The organism is Arthrobacter sp. B1I2, from assembly GCF_030816485.1.
In the GTDB taxonomy this organism is placed as follows: domain Bacteria; phylum Actinomycetota; class Actinomycetes; order Actinomycetales; family Micrococcaceae; genus Arthrobacter.
Map to the genome: position 1 here is coordinate 1 of NZ_JAUSYC010000003.1, position 9,464 is coordinate 9,464.

Consider the following 9,464-nt stretch of genomic DNA (forward strand, 5'->3'; position numbering starts at 1 on the left):
CCGCCGGTCCACCCGCTGGAACGCCCGCCGCTTCCTCGGATACGAGTCCTCGCTGCGGCGGGTCCGTTACTGCGGCCGGGATTCGGTCAGCGGTTCCGTTGCCTTCAAGGCCTCCGGTACCGGGGAAAACCGGCGAGCTGGCGTCTCTCAGGTGAAGCGCTGCGGCTCGACGTGGGCCTGTCCCGTCTGCTCGCACAAGATCGCCTCCTCACGCGCTGCGGAAATCGCCGACGCCGTACAGGCTTGGCACAAGCGCGGAAACCGGATCATCTTCCTGACCCTGACCATGCGGCACAAGAAACACCACGCCCTGGATGACCTTTGGGAGAACGGTGTTTCCGCTGGCTGGAACAAAGTAACCTCCGGCCGGGCGTGGAAGGATGACCAAGCCGCCTACGGCACCACCGTCTCCCGGCTCGTCAAGACCGGCAAGCGGGCCGGGGAAACTGTCACAGAAAAAAGGATCGGCTTCGCCCGGGTCGTGGAAGTAACCCACGGCAAAAATGGGTGGCACGTCCACATTCACGCGCTTCTTTTCGTTCGCGGCGACATTGTCGGTTCCGAAGCTCTCGCCCTGGGAGACCGTATTTTTGGCCGCTGGCTTCCGGCGCTCACCGACGCCGGTTTCGGCTCGCCCTCGCTCCGTCACGGTGTCGATGTGCGGCTTCTTGGCCCCGGGGATCAGGACCGCATTTCCGAGTACTTCGCCAAGAGTGTCTACGGCAACGCCAACGCTGCAAAGGTCGGCTGGGAAGCTGCCGGGTCCGTCAACAAAATTGCCTCCAAGAAATTCGGCAACCGGACCCCCTTCCAGATTCTGTCCGATCTTGTTGAGTCCGGCGACGCTGACGACCTCGATCTGTGGTGGGCATGGGAAAAAGCCTCCCACGGCAAGCGCCAACTTACGTGGTCCCCCTGGCTGCGGGCCGAGCTGGCACTTGGGGCCGAAGAATCCGATCAGGAGCTGGCCGATAAAGAGCTGGACGGCGAGGTCGTCCTGACCCTTCGGCAGGATCAATACGACGCGATTTTCCCCGTCGTTCCCGAGCTGCTTGACCTGATCGAAGAGGACGCCACTCTTCTCCTGGCGTGGAACTGGCTCGATCAAAAATTGGGGCAATGGAAAACCTGTACCCCTCTATACAGCGGGCCACCTCTCGCTGTATAGTGGTATACATACCAACCAGTTAGAAAAGGAGTAAGAAAATGACTGCTTCACCAGTCGAAGGTTCACCGGCCTTCACCCTTCCTTCCGTCCGTCAGGAGCTGAGCGTCCTTGATGACCTCGTGACTTCGGCGGCAGTGTCCTACGCTGCCGCTTCGGTCGCTGGCCGCGAGGACGCCGCCGCTGCTGCCTTGGCCCACTACGTGGATTTCTCCACCAAGTACGACAATCTGTTCCGCTCGCTCACCCCGACGCTGCGGGCCGTGCTGTGAACGCCCGGCTTACGGCTCTGGGGATCTTGCTCCTGTGGGCCATGATCGTGGGCACCTTCGTAATCCTCGGGGCCAGCTTCATGCACTTTGTGGGTCAGGCAGTGTCCTTTATCGGGGGTGCGTTGTGAGTCCCGATCCCTTCCTGGCGGCGCTCTGGGTCGTAGCGTTTGCCATCGCCGGTTCGAAACTGTGGGACTCGATCAAGGAATGGAGGGCTTCAAAGTGAAGATTCTCGTTGCTTGTGAGTACTCCGGCCGGGTCCGGGATGCTTTTATCGCCCTGGGCCATGATGCGATTTCCTGCGATCTGCTCCCGACCGACAGCCCCGGCCCCCATTATCAGGGTGATGTTCGGGATCTTCTTTACACTCCGGGCTGGGATTTGATGGTCGCCCACCCGCCTTGCACCGATCTGGCTACTTCGGGCAATGCTCATATGAAAAAGAAGATCGCTGATGGGCGGGTCGATGCTTCCCTGGCGTTCGTCCGGCTTCTGCTCAACGCTCCGATTCCCCGGATCGCCGTAGAGAACCCCCGGTCGATCATCAGCTCACGGATTCGGCCGGCCGATCAGCTTATCCACCCGTGGCAGTTCGGTCACGGCGAACAAAAAGCGACGTGCCTTTGGCTGAAAAACCTTCCCCAGCTCGTCCCTACCGACGTTGTTGAGGGCAGGGAACAACGGCTCTACAACCTTTCGCCCTCCGAAACCCGGTGGAAAGAACGGTCAGAGACCTTTCCCGGAATCGCTGCAGCGATGGCAGCGCAGTGGTCCCGCCCTGGGGCCGTCCAGACCGATATTTTCGATGTCCTCGGCGTTGCCTGATGCGCGGTTTTCGTGGCCCTTCGGTCAAGCCAACTGGCACCGGCTGGCTGCACTTCAAGCCGCAAAACCTACTCCTGCGGGTAGTGAAGATATCCCCGATGGGGAACCTCCACTATCCCCCGAAGAAGAAGAATATTTTTCGGCTCAGACCTCGGGTCCGGCTCAGCTAGAACTCTTCTGAGCTTCGGGGCTTCCGGCGCCGCTTAGACGCTGGTAAGCACTCTGTTTTGTCTTCTCCGCTCCTGAAAAAAATACCTAGATTCCCCTTTTAGCTCTTCATCGAACCAAGGAAAAAGCCAGTCTCGCCCCGTGTGAGGCTGGCTTTCCTGCTGTGCCGGGACGCCACGCCGCTGCCCCCGGAAATGCCGGGAGGCTCTGCCCTGGTCCCGGTGAAAGGACCCCCGGCCGGAGCGCCTACCACCCCCGCCAACCAACCGCGCTAGCGCTCTTGTTAACCACCCCCAGCGGTTGTATAGTGGTATACATGACAACCACTCGTGAACCTTCGCCCTGGACCCGCCTTTTCATCTTCGACGGCGAGCCTGTCCGGCTCCCGATGATCCCCACCCCGCTCGACCCGTTCAGCCACGCCGCTATCGAACTCTGCCGGGACTACACCGACACTTACGCCCGCGTCATCGCCAATCGCGTCCTGGAGGGCGGAGAGGTGCCGGAAACCCTGCTCGATAAGTACCGCTGGCTCCGACAGTTCGCCGACGACTGGAATGCTGCCTATGACGCGGGCTTTTCCAGCCTCCGCGAGACCCGCGAGCTGGCAGCCGCTCCCGAGCCGGACACGGGCGACCCGTGGGCCGTGGTGCAGACTCCGGCCGGACCCGTGGAACTTGGCCCGGAAGATTGGGGTCAATCGGACGATCCGCAGAACATTGATTGCGGCCGCTGCGGCGGCTCCACCCGCTCCGCTGAACTGCTGTTCCACCTTTCCTACGGCTGCACCGCTCAGGACGCTTGGATCGAGGCCGCTATCAACGACAGGAAGGCCCGCCCTGACCGGTTCCGACAGGCCAAGAAAGACCTCGGCGTCACCACCCTTGCAGAGGCCCGCCGCGCCCTGGCTGACCGCGCAGCGGCCCAGCAACCGCGCTAGCGCCCCCGGGCGGCAGCTCACCGCCCCCGGCTGTGGTAATCCCCGCCAGAACCCCACACGGAAGCCCCCATGTGCCTTACAAGCCCACTGGGGGCTTCCGTGCGTCTAGGCACTCGCCCTGGCCCGCCCGGTAGGTGTGTGTCGTCCCTGCTGAAAAGAACTCGTTTCATCGCCCCTGGCGGGTCCGCCAGCTCACTGCTTCAGCCCATGGGGAAATTCCCGGAAACACGGGGGCCGGAGGCCCCCGCTAGGTAACTTACGAATAGCTTTTCCACTCGGCTCCGGCAGGGCGGGTCTGTGACTCGTGGCAACCGCTGTTACGGATGGGAACCTTGGGAAAAACTGCGCAAATCTTGATTAAGTCACACTATCGATTCATTAAAGCCACCGGTTATGCTTTTCTTGTTAGCACTAGACAACCAACCTAGTGATTCTGCTTCACCAGATAACAAAGGGGCCATGATGGCAAATAATTTGCTCGCCCGCGTCAGCGGTAGCGTCATTTCCACTCCTCCCGCTAGGACCGGATTCTTCAAATCCGGCCACCCTCGCGCCGGTGAAGAGTGGGTGATCGAAACCGTTAACGTCCTTGTGGGGGATCAGGACGTTACCGCTGTACAGCTTCCGCGCCGCGATGTACGCGGCCAGTTTGAGGGGCTCGGGGAAGTGCGTCTAGCCAAGGGCGCCCCCGTTGACTTCCTCGTCGAAATCTCTGTTTTCCGTGGCGATCCGCAGGCCCGCGTCGTTGCCCAGTACCCGGCCGACGCCGCCCTGGATGAAGCTTCCGCAGCTTAAATAAAGCGGCCCCGGTTACCAGCCGGGGCCTGACCAAATCAGTGCTTCACCACTGAAAGGGCTGGACTTCATAGTATGTCTACTCACACCCAAAACACAGCGTCCGACACAAGATTCACTTTCCATTTGGGAATACTTCTCGGGATCCACTACATCGCCGCTCTTTCCATCGTCCTGGCTCTCCTTCTCGGCGGGGGGCGGTGATGAATGTCTGGATCGCTCTCCTTCTCGGTTTCGCCCTCGTTGGATACGTGGCTTGGGCATGGGCGGCACTCGATGGCCTCCTTGGCCACCGTCGTAACTCCGGCCCCGTCGCCTTCGCCCTCGCCCACAGCGACGGCGGAACCGTCCCCCAGCTCGACCCCCGCCCCGACAGTCACCGTGACCCAGACGGTCACCGCCCAGCCCACCGGGCCGCAGACCGTGACCCTCGACGGGGACCAGTTCGGAGGGCTTACAACGGGCCTAGTGCTTCTGCTCTGCCTCGTGGCCGCGCTTCTTATGTCCCAGATGCGTAGACCATGACGGCGGAAGGATTACTAGTCCCGGTCGTCTCGGCCATCGCCGGTTTCATCGGCTTCATGGCTGTTCCACTCCTCGGATTCGCGCTCCTCCGGATGATCGGCGGCTCTCGATGACGTGGGCCACTCCGGCCGAACTCGGCACCGCATACGGTATGGCCATCGGCTTTGGGCTCGCCCTGGGGGCGCTCGTGGCCATCTTCAACTCTTGGCGGGCATAAGCCCCTCAAGTCCCTTCGACTTCCCTGAGAGGAGGAACCGAAAATGGAAGCAGCTGTTGCAACCGCCATCTCTGGCGCAGTAGACGCCGCAACCGGTGTTATCACCACGAACATGCCCGTTGTGTTCGGTGTGGCCATCGCCTTCGTGGCATGGAACATCGGCAAGCGCGTTCTCGGCAAGATCTAGCATCTTGCGATTAGTGACCGGCCTAGCGGGGCTTCTCGGGAGTCGGGAAACCTCTTCTAGGCCGGTCACTTCTGTTTAATCCTTCGCCAACAGGAAAGTTCCTCCCATGCTCGCAAAACTCGGAGTGCGCAGCTTCGCTACCATCGCCCTGGCGATGTGCATGGCACTGCTGCTCGCGGTCAATCCGGCCCACGCTGACGCATGGGACGACTATTCCAAGCTCAACAAAATCCCGTCCGTGGAAAAGCACAACTACTCTTACGACTACGTAAAACGGACGTGGGTTCCCAACGAACTCCGGTACACCGGTTACGGCTCGACGGTCAACGTCAACGGCAATATCAACCCGGCCACGACCGGCGGTTCCACCGGTCCCTCGTACTACCTCGACCAGTACAAAGCGCGTGCCGCTGCGCCGCCGGTCGCCGCCTCCGACGTTCCCCTGACCGGCAAAATCATTGAACCCGGCAAAACTCTGGTCCGCGCCCCGTCCACGTACGTTGCCACCGCCACGAAATTTGGCCTTGGCAGGATGCTGGGCATGACCGGCCTCGGCATCGGCGGAACCTCGCTCCCGCCGGCCAACGCGCAGGAAATCGCCCTGGCGCAGGGTGTCGCGGCCTCCTGCTTCGATAAGGTCAACTACTCCTGCAGCTCCGGGGACATTTCCAAGATTTTCCTCATTGGCTCCTGCGGGAACCTCACCGGCGCCCAGTCCTGCAACTCGATTGGCGCCAAGGGCTCCCAAGGTGAAACCGACGTTCAAAAGTGGTTCCGCACCGACGTTATGGGCCTCTTCGATGATCTGTGGGGGATGCTCACCGGGCAGCGTTCCGGTGGTCCTGATCCTGACGGGCATTACGAACTCAAACCCAAGGGCTGCTACACCGAAACCGCGTTCAAATACGATCCCGATACGCGCAAGCTGACGCTCTACCCCAAGACAACCAACGTGATCCCCCGCCCCGCTGACGGCAACGTTTCCCAGATTTATTTTGATGCCGCGTGTTCGGCTCCCAAAGCCGCTACCTATCAGAACTCCGGTGGCGGACAGGTGGTTATTGAATGTCTCGGGGTTGATCCCAAAGCCTCTGACAGCAGCTACGGTAAAACCACCGCTTACGGTTCCCTGAACCTCGGCGGCAAGCGGCAGCCCTCGAACAATCAGGAATTTTCCCTCGTCAACGGGGAACTCGTCAGTGTCTCCCCGGTCTGCGCCCCGGGTAAAACCCTGCTCCGCGCCCGGGTAATCAATGAACAGACCCAGACGAGCTATGACGGTTCTCCCTCGGTTTACGGTGCGGTGAAAAAAGCTGAATGGATCAACCCTGATCCCACTATGGACACGATCGAAGACACGAAGATCACGACGAACTGGACCTGTGAGGCCTCGAACGGGGTGCAGTACAGCTTCTCCAAGGCGATCCAGAAAACCGCTGCGGTGGTTTCCCCGGACTGCCCCCCTGGCTCGTTCTTGGTCAAGCACGATATCAAGGCACAAACCGGCGTCCAGCCTCCCACAACCCTTGATTCCGGGGCCTCGGTTCCTGCCGAGCTCGCAAAGTACCCGGACTGCAAAAACAACGGTTGCGCCCTGGCTGTCTACGTTGACGGGAATCCCTGCACCGCCACCACGGCGGTCTGCCAGACGTGGCCCCAGACTAACGCGGTGACCCCTTCCCGGGTCCAGTGCAAGTGGGGCTCCTACGTTGTTCCCACGTCGGACTGCAACGTTCTCTCCAACGGCTACAAAACAGAGTCCGGGGTTGTCCTTGATCCCAACTCCGGTACATGGGTTGGCATCGATGCTTACGGCAACCCGGTAGCCTCCAACCCTGAACCGTGGAACCCCACGAACCCCAACCCGGTCCCTGGCACCACTCCCGGCACCGGTACTGGCACCGGTACTGGCACCGGTACCGGTACTGGCACCGGCACTGGCGGTTTCCCCGGGTCCGGCTCCAGCCCGGTCGATGGATGCGTTTCGCCCGTGTGGTCGTGGAATCCGGTGGACTGGGTAAAAAACCCTGCCGTGTGCGCCATCCGGGAATCCTTCGAGCCGAAAACCGATCTTAAGGCCCGTATGACCACCATCCAGACAATGGCCACCACTCACCCGCCGTTTAGCTGGTTCCACCCCGTCATGATTGGTCCCGGCGGCTCCGGCTGTCCTGACTGGTCGGTCAAGATTCCCGGCGTCATGGAAAAGAACGTCGTTTGCGATTCGTCCTTCACTGCCGCGATTGTTGCCTCCCGGACTCCCATGTTCGGGCTGTTGTCCGCCGCGATGATCTGGCCGCTTATGCGGTCCCTGTGGTACGCGGCAATCCCGATTCTGCGTGTTACCCCATCATCAGGAGGTAAGTAATGGCCACCCATGCTCGCAAGTCCCCCGCTCCGTGCGGGAGGAACCGCAGGACACGCGCCAGCGTGGCCGAGGACCGGACCGGGCGGACGGGGGCGGCGACGTGGTGACAGACAGAATCCTTGATTGGTGGTTCGGGCTCATCGAATGGATGCTTACCCTGTTCCCGGCCACCGAGGGTGCGCCCACTTCCACCATTGATTTGTCGTGGATTACGGCCATGAACTACTTCGTCCCGCTCAATGAAATGTTCGGTCTGTTCGTCGGTTTCTTCGCCCTCGGCGGTCCCCTGGTGGGAACGTCCCTGATCGTCTGGGTTCTCGTGGGCATCCTTCGCGGCGGGCAGACCAAGGCATGAAAGGCCGTGCGCTGTTCTGGGTGCTGCTGCCCATTTCCCTTGTCGCCATCCTCTTTCTCGCCACGGTTTTTCTGATCGTCCTTTCGTTCTTCCCCCCGATTGTCGCCATCGTTTGCCTGTTGATTATTGCCCTGGTGGCGCTGTGGTTCTTCTTCGCCCGCGGCCGAGCTGGCGCGGGCTCATTTTCTGAGGGCTCGCTTATGGGCCGTCAACGTTCCTCGAAAGAAGGGTTGCTGTAATGAACATTGGTTCCGCCCTGGCGGGCGTCTATAACCGTTTGAATCCCCTGCTGGCCACGGAAGATATCGCCCGCCGGAAACGCCGGGCCATGCCGATCATGGGCTATATCGGGGCCAACGGTGCGGGCAAGTCCATGCTCGCAGCTCACGACAGCATCCCGACGCTGAAAGGCATCCATTGGAGCTGTAACAACATCGATCACCTTCACACGCACGAGGGCCGGACCCACGGCACCCGCCGCGTCCTCTCGACCATGCCTTTTATCACTCCGTCAGGGGCACCCCACCCGCTGTATGTTCCGCTCACGGATTACTCGCAGATCATCAGTGCCGAGCATGTGGACTTGATTCTGGATGAAGTGGGCGGCGCGGTGGCATCCACCACCGGGGACGATATTCCGATGGGGGTCAAGGCCTCGCTGCAGGAGCTTCGCCGCCGCGAGGTCGTCTGCCGGTGGACGGCGCCGTCCTGGTCCCGTGCCTCCAAGGTTCTCCGCGAGGTATCCCAGGGCGTCACCCTGACACAGGGTTTCCTGCCGGTTCCGCATAAGGACGGCATCGAATTTGACGGCCCGCACGATATCGAGCGGCTTTCGGTCGATGCTGAGTCATTGGTCTACGAAATCTGCCCTATCGAGGGCGCTCATTCCCACCCGTCCGGCCGTCTCTGGGGGGCACGCCGGGCCATGTACGCGAGGACATTTGATGCAACGGTTTTCGATGAATGGACGACAGCCAAAAAGGGCAAGCTCCGGCCCGAGGTCCGTTCGCTTTTCTGGCGTCCTGGTTCCGAGGCTGAACGGATCTATGACACTCACGGTTATGTGGAGAAACTCGGACAGGTCACTGACTCCGGCCGCTGCGATCACTGTGGCGGTACACGTCGTCGGCCCCAGTGCAAATGCGAATCCCCTGCTGAGCTGCGCGGCGCTGCTCGCCGTGCGGCTGCGGCCGCTGCCGGTCCCGCCCTGGAAGTCACAGAGGACGGCATTGTCGTGGATGACTCCCACGAATGCTAACCAGTGTGTATAGTTCTAAACATGGCAGAAACCCCAGCAACCCCGGACCCGCTCGCGGACTATCGCGGCGAAATTGACCGTATCTCTACCGAGTACAACACCGCGCTCCGGCGCATGGTGAACACGAAAAACAAGCTCAAGACCGTTGTCCTGGCCAGCATTAAGGCGGGAATGAGTGAGAATGAAGCCAGTAAGCTCGCCGCTGTCACCCGGAAAACCGTCCGGGACTGGCAGGGCAAAAAATAGGAGGGAACCGGATTTGCCGTCCGGTTCCCTCCACAACTTCCCTGAATCCTTCGCCGGGATTTTTCGCTCTTAGGAAAGTAGCTGTTTGCATTGACAACGATACCCGCCTCTGCTTCATCCGTCGATAACCACGCCCGGCGTTC

General features: G+C 61.0%; 10 protein-coding genes and 1 pseudogene. All 11 read left to right on the forward strand.

Annotated elements, in window-relative coordinates; genetic code table 11:
- Nucleotides 1-1,168 (forward strand): annotated as a pseudogene (locus QFZ57_RS21270) (hypothetical protein); the annotation flags it as partial.
- A 38-nt stretch (nt 1,169-1,206) separates the two neighbouring features.
- The gene (locus tag QFZ57_RS21275; protein ID WP_306901914.1) at nt 1,207-1,437 is read left to right on the forward strand and encodes a hypothetical protein; all 231 of its coding nucleotides are present in this window, start codon (nt 1,207-1,209) and stop codon (nt 1,435-1,437) included.
- Between the two features lie 222 nt (nt 1,438-1,659).
- Nucleotides 1,660-2,262, forward strand: coding sequence for a hypothetical protein (locus QFZ57_RS21280; protein WP_306901915.1), 603 nt, complete (start codon nt 1,660-1,662; stop codon nt 2,260-2,262).
- A 484-nt stretch (nt 2,263-2,746) separates the two neighbouring features.
- Nucleotides 2,747-3,370, forward strand: coding sequence for a hypothetical protein (locus tag QFZ57_RS21285; protein WP_306901917.1), 624 nt, complete (start codon nt 2,747-2,749; stop codon nt 3,368-3,370).
- A gap of 459 nt (nt 3,371-3,829) precedes the next feature.
- A complete protein-coding gene (locus QFZ57_RS21290; RefSeq protein ID WP_306901918.1) occupies nt 3,830-4,165 on the forward strand; it encodes a hypothetical protein in 336 nt (111 codons plus the stop codon).
- A 785-nt stretch (nt 4,166-4,950) separates the two neighbouring features.
- Nucleotides 4,951-5,094 carry a hypothetical protein gene (locus tag QFZ57_RS21295; RefSeq protein ID WP_306901919.1) on the forward strand — a complete coding sequence of 48 codons (144 nt, stop codon included), beginning with the start codon at nt 4,951-4,953 and terminating at the stop codon, nt 5,092-5,094.
- A gap of 106 nt (nt 5,095-5,200) precedes the next feature.
- Entirely contained in the window at nt 5,201-7,462 is a 2,262-nt protein-coding gene (locus QFZ57_RS21300) for a hypothetical protein (protein ID WP_306901920.1), read from the forward strand.
- 100 nt (nt 7,463-7,562) lie between these two features.
- Nucleotides 7,563-7,817: a hypothetical protein gene (locus tag QFZ57_RS21305; RefSeq protein WP_306901922.1), complete on the forward strand. Its 255-nt coding sequence runs from the start codon at nt 7,563-7,565 to the stop codon at nt 7,815-7,817.
- Nucleotides 7,814-8,056, forward strand: a complete 243-nt coding sequence (locus QFZ57_RS21310) for a hypothetical protein (RefSeq protein ID WP_306901923.1) — start codon at nt 7,814-7,816, stop codon at nt 8,054-8,056. The genes QFZ57_RS21305 and QFZ57_RS21310 overlap by 4 nt, the downstream gene beginning before the upstream one ends.
- On the forward strand, nt 8,056-9,075 hold the full coding sequence (locus QFZ57_RS21315) for a hypothetical protein (protein ID WP_306901924.1): 1,020 nt from the start codon (nt 8,056-8,058) through the stop codon (nt 9,073-9,075). Before QFZ57_RS21310 ends, QFZ57_RS21315 begins: the two co-directional genes overlap by 1 nt.
- Nucleotides 9,076-9,096: 21 nt before the next feature.
- Entirely contained in the window at nt 9,097-9,321 is a 225-nt protein-coding gene (locus tag QFZ57_RS21320; protein ID WP_306901925.1) for a hypothetical protein, read from the forward strand.
- Nucleotides 9,322-9,464 lie beyond the last annotated feature (143 nt).